This window comes from Cupriavidus sp. 291-E7 (genome assembly GCF_057798835.1).
Window position 1 is genome coordinate 1 of sequence record NZ_JBYOJV010000009.1, and the last position, 16,759, is coordinate 16,759.

The window sequence follows — 16,759 nt, forward strand, 5'->3', positions numbered from 1 at the left end:
GATGACGGGCCAAAGCTGGCTGATTGCATTGATGGCCGCCGCACTGGCCGGCGCGGTGTTTTCCGCCGTGCATCATGCCGAGGTGGTAGCGCACCGGGTGGGCGAGCCTTTCGGCACATTGGTGCTGGCGATTGCGGTGACCGTGATCGAGGTGGCGCTGATTGTGTCGGTGATGCTGTCGTCCGGGCCGGAGAAAGCCGGCCTTGCGCGCGACACCGTGTTCGCGGCAGTCATGATCATCTGCAACGGCATCGTCGGCATATGCCTGTTCGTCGGCGCGCTGCATCATCGCGAGCAAGCGTTCCAGGCGCCCGGCGCCAACGCCGCGATGGCGATTCTGGTCACGCTGCTGGGGCTGACAATGGTGCTGCCGAACTTCACCAGCACCACGCCAGGCCCGGTGCTGTCACCATCCCAGCTGGCGTTCTCCGGTGTGATGTCGCTTCTGCTGTATGGCTGCTTCGTGTTCGTGCAGACGGTGCGGCACCGTGACTACTTCCTGGTGGAAGGCAATCACGACGAGAGCGTGCATGCCCCGCCTCCGCCAGACCGCGTGGCCGTGGCCAGCGGCGTGCTGCTGGTGGTCTGTCTGGTGGCCGTGGTGGCGCTGGCCAAGCTGCTGTCGCCTTCAGTGGAAAAGGCCGTCGCCGATGCGGGCCTGCCCGCCGCGGTAGTGGGTGTGGTGATTGCCGCGCTGGTGCTGCTGCCGGAAGGATTGGCCGCCCTGCGCGCCGCGCGGTCGGACCGCATTCAGACCAGTCTGAACCTGGCGCTGGGTTCCGCGCTGGCCAGTATCGGCCTGACCATTCCCACGGTGGCCGTGGTCTTCATCACGATCGGACAGCCGCTCGAACTTGGGCTCAGCGCAAAGGAGATGGTGCTGCTTTTCCTGACCATGATCGTGGCGTCCCTGACGTTGGGCATGGGCCGCACGACCATTCTTCAGGGCGTGGTGCATATGGTGATTTTTGCGGCGTACCTGTTCTTGACGGTGGTGCCGTAACTCCGCGGATTACCGGAGGCTCCCCTTCCCGCTTGCGGGAGGGGAGAACCCCGGCCTGTCAATGGCGATCCAGGAAATCGATCACCGCGTTGCCGAACGCCTCCGGCAATTCCCAGTTCGATAGATGCGCGGCCGGCAGCGCCACGTACCGGGCGCCGGGGATCGATTCCGCAACCTCGCGCCCCTGCGCGGCCGTCGTCGCCAAGTCCTGCTCACCGGCGATCACCAGTACGGGCGCGTCGATCTCCGCGAGCAACCCGCGCAAGTCCGCGTCGCGCACCGCCGCGCAGTTGGCCGTATAGCCCGCCGTACTGGCGGTTTCCAGCATCGCGCGTACCGGGGCCATTTCATCACGGCGCGTCAGCACGTAATGCTCAGTGAACCAGCGGGCCAGCACGCCATCGACGATAGCCGCCATGCCGTCGCGGTGGACCGTGGCGATACGTGTGTTCCAGACCGATTCGGGACCGATCAGCGCCGCCGTATTGGCCAGCACAAAGCGGTCAAAGCGCGCGGCATGGTGGCGTGCCAGCGCCATACCCGTCATCCCGCCCATCGACAACCCGCAGAAATGCGCGCGCTCGATGCCGGCGTGATCCAGGATCGCAATCACATCGGCCGCCAGTTCATCAACACCGAACGAAGTGGCCGGCAATGCCGAGCGGCCGTGGCCGCGCGTGTCATAACGCAGCACGCGGTAATGCTGTGTCAGCGCCGCCATCTGTGGGCGCCACATTTCCAGCGTGGTACCCAGCGAGTTCGACATGACGAGGACGGGCTTGCCCGCGTCGCCCTCGATGACGTAGTGCAGTTGACGGGTCGGCTCAGTCGGCATGGATGCCCCGCTCGCGGATCAGCGCGCCCCACTTCACCGTTTCCTTGGCCAGATGGTCCTTGAGCTGCGCCGGCGAGCTGCCGATCGGCTCCGCGCCGATGCCAGCCAGGCGCTGTTGCACCGCCGGCTTTTTCAGCGCTTCGAGCATGGCCTTGTTCAACGCGTCGATCACCGGCTGCGGCGTCTTGGCCGGCACGAACGCCGCGAACCACGGCGACAGTTCATAGCCCGGCACACCCGCTTCGGCCACCGTCGGCACATTGGGCAGTGCCGACGACCGCTTGCTCGTGGTCACCGCAATCGCGGTCAGCTTGCCGCTGTCGATATGAGGCTTGGCCGACGTGATGCTGTCGAACATGTAGTCCACCTGGCCGCCCAGCAGATCGGTCATCGCGGGGCCGGACCCCTTGTACGGGATATGCAGCAGATCCACGTGCGCCATCGACGTGAACAGTTCACCCGCCAGATGGATCGACGTGCCGTTGCCCGCCGACGCATAGGTGTATTTGCCCGGCTTGGCCTTGGCGCCGGCAATGACCTCGGCAACCGTCTTCTGCGGGTTCTTCGCCTTGTTGGTGACCAGCACGTTGGGCACCACGGCCAGCAGCGATACCGGTGCGAAGTCCTTGATCGGGTCGTAGCTGAGCTTGCCATACAGCGCCGGATTCACCGCCATGCCGTTGGCCACGATGATCAGCGTGTAGCCGTCAGCCGGTGCGCGCGCGACCATCTCCGCGCCGATATTGCCGCCGGCGCCGGGACGATTCTCGACCACGATGGCCTGGCCCAGCGTCTTCGACATGTCTTCGCCCAGCGTGCGGGCGATGTTGTCCATCGCACCGCCCGCGGGGAACGGCACCACCCAGCGGATCGGATGGTCGGGATACGCGGCGTGCGCGGGCGCGGCTGCCGCAAACAGCAGCGATGCGGAAATGGCGAATGCAGCCGGCATGCGGGCCGACCGTTGCAGCAAGGACTTCATTTGTCTCCGTTCCTTCTTTTCTGGTTGCCGATCAGCGGATCGACGAAGGGTGTTTGGCCAGCGGCGTGACGTGGATCTTCATGTACGGGAACAGCGGCAGGCTAGCCAGCAGCGTGTGCAGTTCGTCGTTGGATTCCACGTCGAACACGCTGTAGTTGGCGTACTCACCGACCACGCGATACAGCGCCGGCCACTTGCCCTGGCGCTGCAAGTCCTGCGAATAGGCCTTTTCGCGGGCCTTGATCTCGTCGGCCGTATCGGCCGGCATGTCGTGCGGGATTTGCACGTCCATCCTGACGAGGAACAACATGGGAAGGTCTCCAGTATGAAATGGATGCAGCCAGCAAATCAGCCGGCCTTGCGGCGATAGTGTTTGAGCTTGTCTTCGTCGATCGCCAGGCCAAGCCCGGGACCTTGCGGCAGGTGCAGCGAGAAGTCCTTGAACACGGGCCGCTCCGTGACGATGTCGTCCTTCACCAGCAGCGGGCCGAACAGCTCCGTGCCCCACGCCAGTTGCGGCAGCGTGCTGAAGCCATGCGCGGCAGCGATGGTGCCCACCGCGCCTTCGAGCATCGTGCCGCCATACAGCGCGATGCCAGCGGCATCGCCCACTGCCGCCGTGCGCAGCATGCCGAAGATGCCGCCCGATTTGGCGATCTTGAGCGCGAACACATCGGCCGCGCCCAGGCGGGCCAGTTCCAGCGCATCCTCCGGACCGGTCACGGCTTCGTCTGCCATGATCGGCACGATGAACCGCGCCGCCAGCCGTGCCAGCGCCGCGCGGTGCTCGCGCGGGGTAGGCTGCTCGATCAGGTCGATACCGGCCGATTCCAGCATCGCGATGCCAGTGGCTGCCTCAGCCTCATTCCACGCCTGGTTGACGTCGACGGTCACGCGGGCGCGATCGCCCAGCGCACGCTTGATGGCCGATACATGGGCCACGTCGTCGCGCACGCTGCGGCGGCCGATCTTGAGCTTGAACGTGTTGTGGCGGCGCTCTTCCAGAAAGCGCTCGGCTTCCTCGATATCGCGGCCGGTATCGCCACTGGCCAGCGTCCACAGTACCGGCAGCGTGTCGCGTACCGCGCCGCCCAGCAGCGTGGCCAGCGGCACACCCAGCCGCTTGCCCTGCGCATCGAGCATGGCCGATTCCAGTGCCGACTTGGCAAAGCGGTTGCCTCGCGCCACCTTGTTCAGGCGTGCCATCGCGCCATGCACATTGGTGGCATCCTGCCCCGCCAGTGCCGGCGCCAGGTAGGTATCGATCGCCAGCTTGATGCCCTCGGGACTCTCCTCGCCGTAGGACAGGCCACCGATCGTGGTGGCCTCGCCGATGCCTTCCACGCCGTCGCTGCAGCGCAGGCGCACGATCACCAGCGTCTGCTGCTGCATCGTGGCCATCGCCAGTTGGTGGGCCCGGATCGTCGGCAGATCGACCAGAATGGCCTCAATCGAAGAAATCGTCGCAGTCATACCTTTTCCATGCAATCTTGTCTTGTGAACGGAGTATGGACCTTGACCGCATGGGTGTCTAAGACCGATGATGTCTCGATCCATACCTTCCAGGTATGCTTCACCGACGCTTCCGCGCCCTCACCCCACGAGCCACGAGACGACATGGAACTCCGCCACCTCCGCTATTTCCAGACCGTTGCCCAGGAACTCAATGTGACGCGCGCGGCAGAGAAGCTGCATATGGCACAGCCGCCACTCTCGCGGCAGATCCGGCAGTTCGAGGATGAAGTGGGCGTGGCGCTGTTCGACCGGGTCGGGCGCGGGCTGAAGCTGACCGAGGCGGGCCGCTTTCTGCTGGAGCAATCGCTGCAACTCACGCAGCGGCTGGAAGAAACACTGGAAGGTACGCGGCGCATCGGCCGCAACGAGAAACGCTGGTTCGGCATCGGATTCGTGCCGTCGGTGCTCTACGGCGTGCTGCCCGAGTTGATACGCGAGCTGCGCGGAGACAACAGCGAGGTAGAGGTCGGTCTGACCGAGATGATCACGGTGCAGCAGCTGGAAGCGCTCAAGTCCGGGCGCATCGATCTGGCGTTCGGACGCCTGACGTTCAACGATGCCGCCATCGTCCAGCAGGTTGTCATGGCCGAAACACTGGTGGCCGCCATGCCGGTGACCGCGCCACCGCCATCCAAACCGTTCGATGCGGCGTCGCTGGCGCGGCAGCCGCTGATCCTCTACCCTGCCCGGCCACGACCGAGCTATGCGGACCACGTGCTGTCGCTGTTCCGCGCGCAGGGGCTGCAACCGCGCGTGGTGCAGGAAGCGAACGAGTTGCAGACCGCGCTGGGCCTGGTCGCCGCGGGACTCGGCATCACACTGGTGCCGTCGTCGGTGCAACGGCTGCATCGTGACGACGTGCGCTACGTGCCAATCGAAGCGCCGGGCTTTATGTCGCCCGTGATCATGAGCTATCGCGCGGGTGACACCTCGCCGTACCTGGCGCGCGCCATCGCCTGGGTTCAGGCGCAGGCGTGACGGTTAGCGTGGCGTCGGCTGGCGGCGGCCTGGGGTAAATCGCCGCCGTTATGCCGAAACCATTTTCAACTTGGCGGCCACCTTCCTGGCTTCCTTGCGGCGGCCGTACCAGCCGCCCACCACCAGCAGCACCGCCACGGCGACGATGTCTCCGGTCAAGGCCACCGGCCGCGTCGGCCGTCCTCCGGCAAAGCCGTAAGTCAGTCCTTCGATGCCCACCGACACCACGGCGCCGAGCACGAAGCAGAACAGGCTGTGGCGGCCAATCTGCACGACCGGCCCCATGAAGCGGGCCAGCCGTTCCACCCAACCCGCCCGCACAGCCAGATAAACCAGCCACGCCAGACCCAGGAAGCTGATCACGCGCAGTGCTGCAAGGCTCTGCTTGGGCAGCGGGAAGGCCATCGTCGGAATCCATGCCGGCAGCCACGCTTCATAGAGATGCGGGCGCATCCACAGGTAGGCTGCCGCCATACACAACAATGCGACCACCACGGCGCCGGCGGTAAAGGCGCGACGCACGATGGTCTGCTGCGGCAGCACAAAATCGGGACGCAGCCGGGCAAGCAGGCCCATGCCGAACATCAGTTGCCAAGCAAACGGGTTGAAGCTCCAGCCGCGCGGCTCGCTGCTGGGCAGCAACGGCAGCAACGTCGGCGACATGATCCAGAGCGCCACGCTGCCGCAGATGAATGCCAACGGCTGCGCGCGGGCAAAACGGATAGCCAGCGGGGCCAGGCCGATGAACACGGCATACATCGGCAGTACATCGGACACAAAGGGCTGACGCGCCAGGCCAATCACCTGCAGCACGGTGGCAATGGGTTGCGCCATGAAGTCCAGCGCTTCGGTCGCGCGCACGGCGGGTGCCGGGATCTTGCACATCGCCAGCACAAATCCGAACAGCAGCATCAGCACGCCGGTCAGGACGAAAGCCTTGTAGATTTCCCAGCTACGCCGACGCAGGCGCTTGCGCGCGGCGCTGGCGCCGTGGCGCGCTTCCATCGCCAGATATGCCGCGCCCGCCGAATAGCCGGCCAGAAAGACGAACACCTCGGCTGCGTCGAAGAGCTGAAAATTCCGGATCGTGTAGTCGGCCAGCACACTGCCGTTGACGTGGTCGACCACGATGAAGAGCAGCGCGATGCCGCGAATCAGGTCGATCTCGGTGCGCCGCTGATTGTTGTTTGCTGCGTTCACAGGCGTACATCCCTAGGCTTGCCTGCGGCATCGGGGGCGCCACGCGGCAATTACGGGACGCATCTTACCGTGACATCAGGGTTTACCTTGTATGGCTGTGTTTCAGCAAGTTACGCGGCGCGTTTCAGGTGGCGTATGCGGCGTGCAGCCTTGCCAGCGTGCGGCGTCCAGCGCTGACGACGGCCTCATCGTGCGTGGTTTGCGCGCGCACGATCATCCCCTCGATACAGAGAATCGCCTCTTCGGCAACTTCGGCGGGGTTCGACAAGCCCAGCTCTTTCGCGACCGTCCGGGCAAAGTCCTGCAGTGAAGCCTTGTGGGATACCGCCTGCTCCAGCAGTCGCGGATCGTCGCCAGCACCGCCGCCGGACTCGGCAACCATATTGATAAAGGCACAGCCCCGGAAATCTTCGCCGCCGAACCACTCGCCCAAGGTGTCGGCCAGCACGTCCAGATTGGGGCGTTGTGCCAGGCGTTGCCGTACGCCCGTTTCAAACCAGTCCATCCAGAATTCGTGACGGCGCTGCAGATATTCGAAGATCAGATCGTTCTTCGACGCGAAGTGCCGGTACAGCGACATCTTGGCCACGCCCGATTCGGCGATGATCCGGTCGATACCGGTGGCACGGTAGCCGTCGCGATAGAACAGGCGCGCGGCAGTGTCGAGAATGCGCTCGCGGGCGGAGGGAATAGCCATTGGCGTGGGGTCAATCTTCTGCGGAGACAAGCGCCATTATAGTAGACAGGTCTGTCTTTCCGCGAGGACAGCAAGGCGGCATCGGCGTATCGGGCGCTCAGCCTGTCGCGTGGCGCGCGTGCGCCTCTGGCAATCTGGGCGTGAAGCAGCGCTGCTCTATTTCTCCGCCGCGCGCCACCAGGATCGTCGCCTCGGGGATTTCCTCCCAGACGCCCTGAACATCGATCAATGGCTCGGAAAGCACGAGGAATGCGTCGTCGCCAGCGGCGATGATGCGTGGATCTTCCGGATACAGCGCGCGCAACTGCCGGAACGACGTGCTATGAAACAGCGACCGTGAATCGCGCTCGCTGGAATAACGGGCCGCGACGATCTGTTGCCCGTCGGTCACGCAGACGGTCATGTTGAGCGGGGATTCCACGTCGTTACGGTGCCCGACCTCTTCTATCAGGCCGGCCATCTGCTCCAGCGCACCCTGCGGATCGCGTTCGAGGCCGAACGTCAGCGCCAGGAAGAACATCACCTCCGAATCGGTCGAGCCCTCGATCCAGCGAAACAGGTGCGGCGCCACGGACATCATCAGGTCTCGCCGCACGAGCGGATATTCCCGAATGAGTCCATTGTGCGCAAACAGCCAGCGGCCGAAGCGGAACGGATGGCAGTTGGTTTCCTGGGTGGGGGTACCCGTGGCCGCGCGCACGTGCGCCACGAACAGCGGTGCACGAACCGCGCGTGCGGCCTCTCGCAAGTTGGTATCGCTCCACGCGGGGTGCAGGCAGCGATAACGGAACGGCAGCTCGGAATGCCGCCCGTACCAGCCGACACCAAAACCATCGCCATTCGTGGTGGTGTGTCCCAGCCGTGCGTTCAGGCTCTGATCGATCAGTGAATGATCAGGCTGAAACAGCACTGCCTCCAGCGGCACGGAACGGCCCGAATAGGCCAGCCAGCGGCACATGGCGCTCTCCTCCGGTCTGATTGGTGCGGGGTCTTCACTTCAGCATAGCAAGTGGCGCGGCAAGGGTCAGCAGGGCAATTCCCATATGGGGCGTACCTTCTGGCATTCCGCTTTCGACCATGCCGGAGCAATTTGGCGTACAGCCAGGGTCGGCCGGCGCTCTGGGGCGTCGATGTTGGGGGGGCGTTTCAAACACCGGCACGTCTGCCCGCGCCGCGTGGGGCATCAATCGTGCTACATCGCATACGCGTGGATGGCGTTGCGCGGTGCGCAAAAAGGCCGGGTAGCGGCACACCGCTCCCGGCCCTTCTCTTGCATCGTCGTCAAACGATCACGCTCCGATCGTCAGGCAGCCACCTTCAACTGCGTCAGCCTGGCTTCCGCATCGCGGAGTGCGGTGCGCAGACCCTCTTCCACCACCGGGTGGTAGAACGGCATGGCCAGCATCTGCGCGATCGTCAGGCCTTGCTGGTAGGACCATGCCAGCAGATGCGCGATATTTTCCGCGCGCGGCCCGATCCACTCGGCGCCCAGGAAGCGGCCCGTGGCGCGGTCGGCGTAGACGTGCATCATCCCCCGGTTCTTCAACATCACGCGGCTGCGGCCCTGGTCTTCGAAGCTGACCTCACCGGTGACAAAGCTGCCCTGGGTCAGATCGGCAAAACGCTTGCCCACCATCGCGATCTGCGGGTCGGAAAACACAACGGCGATCGGCGCGCGGCGCGTCAGCGGCTTCAGGTTCGGCCAGTGCGCGGCATTTTCACCAGCGATGCGGCCTTCGTCGGCTGCCTCGTGCAGCAGCGGCAGCACGTTGTTGGCGTCGCCTGCGATAAACACGGGCGCGTCGCCACACTGCAGCGTCACCGGATCGAATACCGGCAGGCCACGAGCGTCGAGTTCCAGCGCGGTGTCCTCGATCGCCAGGTTGTCGACGTTCGGCCGACGACCCGTCGCTGCCAGCACATAGGCAAAGCGCTCGGTCACCGTCTGGCCGTGTTCGTCCTCGAACGCGATCACGGCTTCGTCGCCCTCGCGGCGCATATCGGCGATCTTCGCGTCTGGCAACAGCGAGAATTCCGCATTGAAGGCCTTCGCGGCATAGGCGCGGATTTCCGGGTCGGACAACGGGCCGACACCACCACCCACGCCGAACACACGAACCCGCACACCCAGCCGGGACAGTGCCTGGCCCAGCTCCAGGCCGATCACGCCAGGACCGAACACCGCCACGCTTTCGGGCAGGTCGTCCCACGAGAACACATCGTCGTTGATGATCAGCCGGTCACCGAATACGGCAAACGACGGCGGTACCGCCGGGCGCGAGCCGGTGGCAATCACTACACGGCTGGCACGCACGACTGTGTCGTCGCCCACCTGCAGCACGGTGTTGTCGATGAATTTTGCAAAGCCGAGCAGGCGGTCCGCCTCGGGAATGGTTTCCACGCCACGCACGACGAAGCCGACAAAGCGGTCACGCTCGCTGCGCACGCGCTGCATGACTTCGCGGCCGTCGATACGCACCGCGCCATCGATATGCACGCCAAACGGGGCCGTGTGACGTGCCTCGTGCGCGGCTTCCGCGGCGGCGATCAACAATTTCGACGGCATGCAACCCACACGGGCACACGTGGTGCCATAGGCGCCGCCTTCGATGATGACGGCGCGCTTGCCAGCGGCAATTGCGGCGCGATATGCGGCCAGCCCGGCGGTACCTGCACCAATCACTGCCACGTCGGTCTGAATCGTTTTCATGTGCGTTTCCTGTTCGAGATGCTTGGCTATCAATCAGCGGATGGGATGGCACCGTCCGTGCCCTGGCGCGGGCAAGGCGATGCCATCGGGTCCGGCGACTGCCGGCCCACGGTGCCGCTGCGATCAGCGGCGAAGCGCGGGGAGAAAGGTGCCCAGGACACCGGTCGGGGGAACCGGGCCCGGGCGGGGGAGGATGATCAGGCCGCGGCCAGGTACTGTTCCAGCGCGGTGGCACCGCCAACCAGCTGGCCGTTGATGAACACCTGCGGCGCGGTCATTTCGCCAGACACGGCGCCCAGCACCTTGCCGCGAATCTTGTTGTCCAGCGGCACGTCGATGTACTCGTAGCCCTTGTCCTGCAGCAGTTGCTTGGCCTTGGCGCAGTGCGAGCAGCCCACCTTGGAGAACACCACCACCTGGTCCGGACGCTTTGCGTTCGGGGCGATGTAGTTCAGCATCGTGTCGGCGTCGGAAACCTTGAACGGGTCGCCCGGCTCTTCCGGCTCGATGAACATCTTGTCGACCACGCCATCCTTCACCAGCATCGAATAGCGCCAGCTACGCTTGCCAAAGCCCAGGTCGGCCTTATCGACGAGCATGCCCATGCCATCGGTGAATTCGCCATTGCCGTCGGGGATCATGACGATGTTCTCGGACTCCTGATCCTTGGCCCATTCGTTCATCACGAACGTGTCGTTGACGGACACACACAGGATGGCGTCAACGCCAGCAGCCCGGAACACCGGCGCCAGTTCGTTGTAGCGCGGCAGGTGGGTCGACGAACACGTCGGGGTGAAGGCGCCTGGCAGCGAGAACACTGCGACAGTCTTGCCGTTGAACAGCTCGGCCGTGGTCACGTCCTTCCACTCATTGTGTTCACGCACACGGAACGAAACGTTGGGAACGCGTTGGCCTTCACGGGATTGCAGCATCGGAACGACTCCTTGGGTTAGTTAGGCGCCACAGGCAGTGGCGATGGAATGCATTCTCCCGGTCTGAATGTGATCCGTAAAATTCATTGTCTCAACCGGATCGATTGAGAATTTCTATTATCAATCGGAAATATTCGATTGATTTTGGCTATCGACGAATGTGCGCATGCGCTTCCGCTCACACGTGGACGTGGCTATCATGCGGGCACACAAGAACCATGAAGGGACAAGAATCCATGACACGCCTGCCCATTCGACTGCCCGCGGCAACCCTGCTGGCAGTCGCGCTGCTCGCCATCACCCCAGGCGGCACAATGGCCGCCACGCTGGCCAAGCCCGAACTCGACAAGCTCGTGACCAGCGCCAGTGCAACGCCACCCGCGAGCTTCAATGCGTTCCTCGATGCCGCCGTCAAGACCGACCCAAAGCTTGCTGCCTCGGTGCGCGCCTACCGCGCGAAGAAGCCGCTCCAGGGCGCCGATCTGACCAACATCGGCCGCCTGCTCGGCGTCTACAACCGCGTGCATAACCTGCAGGCCGTGCTCGACACCATCAGCGAAATGGTCGCGCTGCGCACCGTGCGCGACGACAAGGTGCCGCAGCACGAAAACCCCGCGATCATTGATTTCGGCAAGCTCGTGGAACGCATGGCCAAAGACTTCGGCCTGCAGTTCCGCAATGTCGATAACCGCGTATTCGAAGTGACGCTGCCGGGCCAGGGCAAGGAAACCTTTGGCATTCTCACGCACGCCGACGTGGTTCCCGTCGTGGCCGACGAATGGGTACTCGACGACGGCACGAAGCTTGATCCGTTCAAGGTCACGCGCGTGGGCGACTACCTCTATGGCCGGGGCACGATCGATGACAAGGGGTCCATCGCCGCGGCGCTCTACGCGATGAAGACGGTGCGTGAAAGCGGCGTACCGCTGGCACGCACGATCCGCCTGATGATCGAGACCACCGAGGAAACCGGTGGCGACGGCATGAAGTACTACCGCGACAAGACCGCCCTGCCCGAATTCAACATCGTGCTCGACAGCAAGTACCCGGCAGTGGTGGCCGAAAAAGGCTCCGGCGCGCTGACAGTACGCTTTCCCGACCAGCCCACCGACGGCAAGCAGGCGGCCATCGTCGCGATGGCAGGCGCCGCATCGGCGAACGCCATTCCGCAGACCGCCACCGCACGCATCACCGGCGGTGACCTGAATGCCGTGGCGGCGACGCTGGAGCAGGCTCGCGCCGGATTCATTTCCCAGCACGCCGCGCAAGGCAAGTTCTCGATCGATATCGCGCGCGGCGGTGACGCCATCGACGTGAAGGTCACCGGTTCTTCGGCGCACGGCTCGCGCCCCGAGGAAGGTGTGAACCCCGTGCCGCGCCTGGCGATGTACCTGCAGGCATCGGGCGTGCCGTTCGCGGACAACCAGTACGCGCGTGCCACGCGCTATCTGACCGACCTCTACGGCACCGGATACCTTGGCGAAAAACTCGATGTGGGTTATCGCGACGACTTCATGGGGCCGCTGACGATCTCGCCGACGCTGATCCGCGAGCGCAATGGCAAGCTGGAAGTCACTGCCAACGTGCGCATGCCGCGCGGCTCCACGCCCGATGCACTGCGCGCGAAGATTGCCGAGCGCGTGCAGGCCTGGGCCACCCAGAGCCACACCACGCTTGAAATCCAGCATGACCAGGGCGACTGGATGGCACGGGACCCCAAGGGCGCATGGCTGGCAACGCTGCTGAACATCTACGGCGACACCACCGGCCTCGAAGCCAAGCCCGTGCCGACGGCCGGCAGCACAACGGCCAAGCTGATGCCGAACGCGATCAACTTCGGACCGGCGATGCCCGGCAAGAAGTACACCGCGCACAACGCCAAGGAGTACAAGGAAGTCTCCGACCTGAACCTCGACATGCAGATGTTCACGGAAATGCTGGTGCGCGTGGGGAACCTGCAGAAGATGCAGTGATGCGGAAGTTGTAGGGCCACTCTGGTGGCCTCAGATATGCGCTCCCCTCTCCCATGAAATGGGAGAGGGGTTGGGGGAGAGGGCATTGCGGTTCTGCTTGCCGACTTTGTCGCATTCAGAACCGCTCGCCCTCTCCCCCGGCCCCTCTCCCGCTTGCGGGAGAGGGGAGAAAAACACCGGGGGCGCGCCCGGCAATATCCTAGAACCCCAGGTCGCTCAGACTCGGGTGGTCGTCGGGCCGACGGCCCAGCGGCCAGTGATACTTGCGATCCGACTCGCGGATCGGTGCGTCGTTGATGCACGCAAAGCGGCGACGCATCAGCCCGTTCTCATCGAATTCCCAGTTCTCGTTGCCATACGACCGGTACCAGTTGCCCGAGTCGTCGTGCCATTCATAGGCAAAACGCACGGCGATGCGGTTGCCGTCGTGTGCCCATAGCTCCTTGATCAGCCGATAGTCGAGTTCCTTCTGCCATTTGCGGCTCAGGAAGGCCACGATCGCCTCGCGCCCGTTCACGAATTCGGCACGGTTGCGCCATGCGCTGTCGACGGTATAGGCCATCGCCACGCGCTGCGGATCACGCGTATTCCAGCCATCTTCAGCGGCACGCACCTTGGCAGCGGCGGTTTCAAGGGTAAAGGGGGGAAGCGGCGGGCGAACTTCAGGTTGGCTCGACATCGGCAAGGCTCCTTGGGAATGGAAAATTGGTCAAACGATCGGGAAAACTCGGCTGGCGATCTGCATGAGACAGATCTGTCTCATAGTGTTGAATAGACAGATCTGTATGTCAAGCGGAAGTTTCGGCTTCGACCGATAGGCGATCGCTACAAACGCTGGCGGTCAAAGCCGGATTCGCGCGCCAGGACGATAGCTTGCGAGCGATTCTCGACTTCCAGTTTCGAGAAGATGCTCGTAATGTGGTTTCGAACGGTTTTCTCGCAAAGACCCAGGTGCGCAGCGATCTGCGCGTTATCGCGGCCCTGCGCGATCAGCACGACGATGTCGCGTTCACGCCGCGTCAGCGTGCCGAAGGCTGGGTCCGTGGACGGCGCCGGCGCCGGCAGGAATGCGCGCACTTCCTCGATCCAGCGATCCCAGGCCGACTCGGTTTCCAGCAGCAGGTGATTACCGCTATCGAGCGGCACAAAGCGTGCATTGGGAATCATGCTGGCAATCAGCCGCCCTTCGTCGAACGGCACGCGCGCATCGCGCACGGCATGCAGGACCAGCGTCGGGCAGGTGACCAGCGGCAGCAGGTCCACGACATCGATATCGTTGAAGATGCGCATGAAGCGGGCCGCGTTCGTCGGCGACGTTGACACCCGCTCCAGTTCATTGAACCAGCGGTGTTGCTCGGCGGACCCACCGGGAATGAACTGCGTCGTAAAGAACTGACGGAATGCGGGGTTCTCCTGCCCCCACCCGATTTCGGCAAGGCGGATCATCAGCTCGGATTCCTCGCGCATTTCCGGACCCAGGTTGCGCTTCAGCCTGCCGCGGGCATAGCCGCCATGCAGGATCAGATGACTGACCCGCTCGGGATGCGCCACGGCATATGCCACGGCGATCGATGCACCCTGCGAGATACCCAGCAGCGCAAAGCTCTCGACGGCCATCGCATCGACAATGGTTTCCAGATCGCGCAGCCATGCATCGAACGACAGATCGTCCACGTGGCGGTCCGACAGTCCGCAGCCGCGTTCGTCGTAGCGGATCAGCGTGTGCTGCTCGGACAGCGCACACAGCATGTGGCTCCAGACCGGGCTGCCGACGTCGAATTCCAGGTGGCTCATCCAGTTGGCGGCCTTCACCAGGGGCGGCCCACTGCCCGTGATGGCATACGCCAGGCGTACGCGGTCCGGGCAGGTGCATAGGCGGATCTGCTGCTTGAGCATCGGCATGGGCGGGTCGCGCGCGGGGCAGGTTACGGACGCGGAGGCGTGCCGCCGTCGATCGTCCGACAGAGGCTTGCCGCCTGCGTTCGTGCCGGGCGACTCACCTATCTTAGACAACGAACCCCACCGCACCGACATCGATGCAGCCAGTCGGCGTTGCAAAGTGCGGAAGGCCAGACGCGGCGCATGCGCGGCGCGCCGGATGCGGTACTCGACGGACAAGGTCGGCGGCAGAGTGTCGAAAAAAGCCGGCCGCATGGCGGCGAACCATGCGGCCGGCCTGCGCCTTGCAGGACGCTAGCGCGCGTCAGCAGGCATCATGCCGCGCGCATTGCGCAGTCGCCCTGCGCACCAACACTGCGAGCGCCGTCGGTGTACGCGTCGCGCGGACCCATGCGATTGCCACCATCACTGTATGCATCGCGCGGCCCCATTCGCGCGCCGTCGGTATAGGTATCGAAGCTGCCACGCTTGCACGCGGACTTGGATGCGTGCTGCGTCGATCCATTCGACGGGATGAACACTTCGCTCCACGCAGCGTGGGCGGTCTGGGCGATGCCGATGGTCAATGCGGAAACGGCGGAAACGGCAAGCAGGGTCTTTGCAACTTTCGTACACATCTCGACTACTCCAACTTTTGAACTCCAATCAGAAGAAAAACACGGATGGCATTGGCCGGGATGGCATTGGCCGATCCGTGGAGTCATTGTCGGAAATCGCTTGCAACCGCGTACGTGACAGGTGTCCCGGTTTTTGCCGCCATCGCGGGAAAACCCGGTGCCAATGCGTGGGACTTCGGTCCTGTGCAGGCGAAAGGACCGGGCCGGTTGCCGGCCTTGGAGACCTGCAGGCCGCGTCCAGCATGGCATTACAGGTACTCCTATCGTATTTGGCCGCGTAAACCCGCGCCAAGGACGCACGTCCCACTTTCCTGAGCCGATTCCGATGTAAACGATTGCAGTCGGGACACCAGCCTCACGCGCGATGGACAACATGCCCCCAGTATCCGCACACGTCCTCAGTGGGACGGGTTTTCACGTATCGAGGAGTCACCGCAATGCAAGCTGTATCCCTTTATGCCGACACACAACGCTACGCCCGCTGTATCGCCGCTTCGCGCCGTATTCGCTGGGACATTGACCAGGACGTGATTCGCGGCCGCACGTTCGACCTTTCTCACAAGTTCATGCCCGACGGACTGTCGCTCGTCGATGAACTGCCATTCCTGAGCGCATCGGAGCAGCGCTTCCTGAGCCAGGTGCAGGGCCGTACCTACGCAAACATGTTCGGGCTGGTGGAGCGCTTTGTCAGTGCAAAGGTGCTGGAGTTGACGGGGCAACATGCCCTGGGCGACCAGGTCGCGCTGGAGGCGCTGATCCGCTTTTCCGACGAGGAACTGAAGCACCAGGAACTGTTCCGCCGCATCGAGCGGCTGGCCGCGCAGGACATGCCCGCCGGCTATCGCTTCGATCACCAGCCCAATGACGTGGCAGCGTTTGTGCTGGGCAAGCGCTCATGGGCCGTGCTGGCCGTCATCTGTCAGCTGGAGCTGTTCTCGCAGGCGCACTATCGCGCGAGCATTGGCACGGCACCAGATCTGTCCGACCTGTTCAAGGACGTCTTTCTGTACCACTGGCGCGAAGAATCGCAGCACGCGATCCTGGACGAGCTGGAATGGATCCGCGAGAACGCGCGCGTCAGCGACGCCGAGCGCGATGCGGCCATCGACGACATGCTGGCGATCGTCGGCGGTTTCGACGCGATCGTCCAGGCACAGGCGCATGCCGACGCGGCCTACTTCATGCGCGTGATTCGCGGCACCCCGGACGCTCCGCACGCCCCTGAAGTGGAGGCGGTGGTACTCAAGGCGTACCGCTGGACCTACATCGTGTCGGGCATGTTCGAGCCGCGCTTCTGCAAGCTGCTGGATGAGATGACCAATGACGAGCAGATGGCGCGCATCCAGACCGGCGCGGCACCGCTGATGTATGCGGTGCCCGCCAGCGGCGCGCCTGAACCGGCGATGGCGGCCTGACCC

General features: G+C 64.0%; 16 protein-coding genes. 4 read left to right on the plus strand and 12 right to left on the minus strand.

Annotated features, from left to right (window positions below; translation table 11 throughout):
* The coding region (locus AC3FLX_RS16810) for a calcium:cation antiporter (RefSeq protein WP_488698373.1) at window positions 1-1,003 on the plus strand (1,003 nt) is incomplete at its 5' end.
* A gap of 58 nt (window positions 1,004-1,061) precedes the next feature.
* Here the strand turns inward: AC3FLX_RS16810 and pcaD are convergent.
* From pcaD to AC3FLX_RS16830, 4 genes are read right to left on the minus strand one after another with little or no spacing between them, the layout of a single operon-like run.
* Window positions 1,062-1,838: a 3-oxoadipate enol-lactonase gene (gene pcaD, locus AC3FLX_RS16815; protein ID WP_488698375.1), complete on the minus strand. Its 777-nt coding sequence runs from the start codon at window positions 1,836-1,838 to the stop codon at window positions 1,062-1,064.
* Window positions 1,828-2,820 (minus strand): tripartite tricarboxylate transporter substrate binding protein, encoded by a 993-nt coding sequence (locus AC3FLX_RS16820; protein ID WP_488698376.1) that lies wholly within the window; start codon window positions 2,818-2,820, stop codon window positions 1,828-1,830. The genes pcaD and AC3FLX_RS16820 overlap by 11 nt, the downstream gene beginning before the upstream one ends.
* Before the next feature lie 31 nt (window positions 2,821-2,851).
* Entirely contained in the window at window positions 2,852-3,130 is a 279-nt protein-coding gene (gene catC, locus AC3FLX_RS16825) for a muconolactone Delta-isomerase (RefSeq protein ID WP_488698378.1), read from the minus strand.
* A 38-nt stretch (window positions 3,131-3,168) separates the two neighbouring features.
* Window positions 3,169-4,293 (minus strand): muconate/chloromuconate family cycloisomerase, encoded by a 1,125-nt coding sequence (locus AC3FLX_RS16830; RefSeq protein ID WP_488698379.1) that lies wholly within the window; start codon window positions 4,291-4,293, stop codon window positions 3,169-3,171.
* Window positions 4,294-4,437: 144 nt separating this feature from the next.
* Between AC3FLX_RS16830 and AC3FLX_RS16835 the strand changes: the two genes are divergently transcribed.
* A complete protein-coding gene (locus AC3FLX_RS16835) occupies window positions 4,438-5,313 on the plus strand; it encodes a LysR family transcriptional regulator (RefSeq protein ID WP_488698380.1) in 876 nt (291 codons plus the stop codon).
* A gap of 48 nt (window positions 5,314-5,361) precedes the next feature.
* Here the strand turns inward: AC3FLX_RS16835 and AC3FLX_RS16840 are convergent, their stop codons facing one another.
* The 5 genes from AC3FLX_RS16840 to AC3FLX_RS16860 all read right to left on the minus strand — a co-directional run bounded on the left by AC3FLX_RS16840 (window position 5,362) and on the right by AC3FLX_RS16860 (window position 10,852).
* Window positions 5,362-6,513 carry an OpgC domain-containing protein gene (locus AC3FLX_RS16840; RefSeq protein WP_488698382.1) on the minus strand — a complete coding sequence of 384 codons (1,152 nt, stop codon included), beginning with the start codon at window positions 6,511-6,513 and terminating at the stop codon, window positions 5,362-5,364.
* A 124-nt stretch (window positions 6,514-6,637) separates the two neighbouring features.
* Window positions 6,638-7,210, minus strand: a complete 573-nt coding sequence (locus AC3FLX_RS16845; protein WP_488698384.1) for a TetR/AcrR family transcriptional regulator — start codon at window positions 7,208-7,210, stop codon at window positions 6,638-6,640.
* 97 nt (window positions 7,211-7,307) lie between these two features.
* Window positions 7,308-8,168, minus strand: a complete 861-nt coding sequence (locus tag AC3FLX_RS16850) for a class II glutamine amidotransferase (protein ID WP_488698386.1) — start codon at window positions 8,166-8,168, stop codon at window positions 7,308-7,310.
* Window positions 8,169-8,513: 345 nt separating this feature from the next.
* Entirely contained in the window at window positions 8,514-9,920 is a 1,407-nt protein-coding gene (locus AC3FLX_RS16855) for a dihydrolipoyl dehydrogenase (RefSeq protein ID WP_488698388.1), read from the minus strand.
* Between the two features lie 197 nt (window positions 9,921-10,117).
* On the minus strand, window positions 10,118-10,852 hold the full coding sequence (locus AC3FLX_RS16860; protein ID WP_488698390.1) for a glutathione peroxidase: 735 nt from the start codon (window positions 10,850-10,852) through the stop codon (window positions 10,118-10,120).
* A gap of 236 nt (window positions 10,853-11,088) precedes the next feature.
* On the opposite strand from AC3FLX_RS16860, the gene AC3FLX_RS16865 reads away from it, so the two are divergent.
* Window positions 11,089-12,825: a dipeptidase gene (locus AC3FLX_RS16865; RefSeq protein WP_488698392.1), complete on the plus strand. Its 1,737-nt coding sequence runs from the start codon at window positions 11,089-11,091 to the stop codon at window positions 12,823-12,825.
* 199 nt (window positions 12,826-13,024) lie between these two features.
* Here AC3FLX_RS16865 and AC3FLX_RS16870 read toward each other — a convergent pair whose 3' ends face one another.
* From AC3FLX_RS16870 to AC3FLX_RS16880, 3 genes are all read right to left on the minus strand, one after another.
* A complete protein-coding gene (locus AC3FLX_RS16870; RefSeq protein WP_488698394.1) occupies window positions 13,025-13,504 on the minus strand; it encodes a nuclear transport factor 2 family protein in 480 nt (159 codons plus the stop codon).
* Between the two features lie 146 nt (window positions 13,505-13,650).
* The gene (locus AC3FLX_RS16875) at window positions 13,651-14,727 is read right to left on the minus strand and encodes an alpha/beta fold hydrolase (RefSeq protein ID WP_488698396.1); all 1,077 of its coding nucleotides are present in this window, start codon (window positions 14,725-14,727) and stop codon (window positions 13,651-13,653) included.
* A 311-nt stretch (window positions 14,728-15,038) separates the two neighbouring features.
* A complete protein-coding gene (locus tag AC3FLX_RS16880; RefSeq protein ID WP_488698398.1) occupies window positions 15,039-15,341 on the minus strand; it encodes a hypothetical protein in 303 nt (100 codons plus the stop codon).
* Window positions 15,342-15,778: 437 nt separating this feature from the next.
* Between AC3FLX_RS16880 and AC3FLX_RS16885 the strand changes: the two genes are divergently transcribed.
* Window positions 15,779-16,756 carry a hypothetical protein gene (locus AC3FLX_RS16885; protein ID WP_488698400.1) on the plus strand — a complete coding sequence of 326 codons (978 nt, stop codon included), beginning with the start codon at window positions 15,779-15,781 and terminating at the stop codon, window positions 16,754-16,756.
* Window positions 16,757-16,759: the final 3 nt, after the last annotated feature.